The following is a 2016-nucleotide window of genomic DNA, read 5'->3' on the forward strand; positions in this document are numbered from 1 at the left end:
GCGCGGGCGGCGGGGTTGGCGCTGTCGCCGCGTGACGTGTTCGAGCACAAGACCATCGCCGGGCTCGCCAGAGCACTCGAGGGCCGGCCTGCCGTCCCCGAGCGGGCGGCGGAGCCGAGCCGGGAGCTGATCGCCGTCGCCCCCGACGACCTCGACCGGTGGCGCCGCCGCCACCCCGGGCTCGCCGAGGTGTGGCCGCTCTCGCCGCTGCAGCACGGCTTCTCCTTCAACGCAGCGTTCCAGGCCGGTCGCGACGGCGACGGCGACGTCTACGTCGCGCAGACCATGCTCGACATCGACGGAGCGCTCGACGCCGAGCGGATGCGCGCGGCCGCCACCCGGCTCGTCGAGCGCCACCCCGTCCTGCGCACCGCCTTCGTCGAGGGCGCCGACGGCATGCCCGTCCAGCTCGTCGTCGACGGCGTGACCCCCGAGTTCACCGTCGTCGACACCACTCCCGCCGCCACCGCCCCCGTCGACGGGGAGGCGACGACGGCCGCCGAGCGCAGGCGACCGTTCGACCTGACCGCGCCGCCGCACGTCCGCTTCCTGCTGCTGCGCACCGGTCCGGAGCGGCACCGGCTCGTCCTCACCAACCACCACATCGTCCTCGACGGCTGGTCGATCCCGCTGCTGGTGCGCGACCTGCTCGACCTCTACGCCGAGCCGGACCGCTACCAGGGGGAGCACGCCGCGCCGCCCGCGTCCTACCGCGAGTACCTGCGCTGGCTCGCCGAGCAGGACGTCGACGCCGCCCGCGCGGCCTGGCGCCGGCAGCTGAGCACCGTCGAGGAGCCGACGCTGCTGGTGCCGGGCACACCCGAGGAGTCGACGATCCCGGTCGGTGTCGAGATCGAGCTCGACGACACGCGCAGCGCGGCCGTCGTCGGCCTCGCCCGCGAGCGCGGCGTCACCGTCAACACCGTCGTGCAGGCGGCCTGGGCCGTGCTGCTCGGCGGGCTCACCGGCCGCGCCGCCGTCACGTTCGGCACCATCGTCGCGGGCCGGCCGCCGTCGCTGCCCGGCGTCGAGGACATGGTCGGCCTGTTCATCAACTCGGTGCCGGTGCACGTCGTGCTCGGCCGGGCCGAGCCCGTCGGCGACCTGCTGACGCGGGTGCAGGAGGAGCAGTCGGCGCTGCTCGCGCACCAGCACCTCGGGCTCGCCGACATCGCCCGCGAGGTCGCGGCGGGAGGTGGCCCGAGCGAGCTGTTCGACACCCTCGTCGTGGTCGAGTCCTACCCGCTCGACGAGGCGGCCGTCGGTGCGGCGGAGACCGCTGCCGGGCTGCGGCTCGCCGACGTCGAGGGCAACGACGCCACCCACTACCCGGTCGTGCTCGTCGTGCGGCCGGGGGAACGCCTCGGTCTGGAGATCAAGTACCGCCCCGACCTGCTCTCCGCCGACGACGCCCGGCTGCTGCTGGCCAGGGTCGACGGCGTGCTCGCGACCATGACGGCACGGCCCGAGCTCCCCGTCGGCCGCGTGGAGATCCTCACCCCGGCGGAGCGGGCGTCGGTCGTCACGGCGTGGAACGACACCGACCTCGAGGTGGCGGCGGAGACGCTGCCGGAGCTGGTGGCGCACTGGGTGCGCGAGAGCCCCGACGCGCCCGCGGTCGTCGACGGTGCGACCCGGCTGACCTACCGGGAGCTGGACGCGCGTGCGGCCGGGCTGGCCGCGCGGCTGGCCGGCGCCGGGTTCGGACCGGAACAGGTGGTGGGTGTGCACCTGGAGCGCTCGGCCGACCTGGTGGTGGCACTGCTCGCCGTCGAGAAGGCGGGCGCGGCGTTCGTGCCGGTGGAGCCGTCGTGGCCGGCGGCGCGGATCGCGCAGGTGTGCGCGTCGGCGGGGGTGGTCGCGGTGGTGAGCGCGGACCCCGCCGCGGTGCCGGACGTTCCGGTGTTCGCGGTGGCCGGCGACGCGGCGCCGGGTTGGGTGGATGTGGCGGTGGATCCGGAGGGTCTGGCGTATGTGATGTTCACGTCGGGTTCGACGGGTGTGCCGAAGGGGGCG

The 2016-nt window shown here is 75.3% G+C and carries 1 protein-coding gene; it reads left to right on the top strand.

Going from position 1 to position 2016, the window contains the following annotated elements:
• On the top strand, positions 1-2016 hold a 2016-nt coding region (locus tag ACFPFQ_RS00675), incomplete at both ends, for a condensation domain-containing protein (protein ID WP_379613589.1).

This window comes from Pseudonocardia sp. GCM10023141 (genome assembly GCF_042653605.1).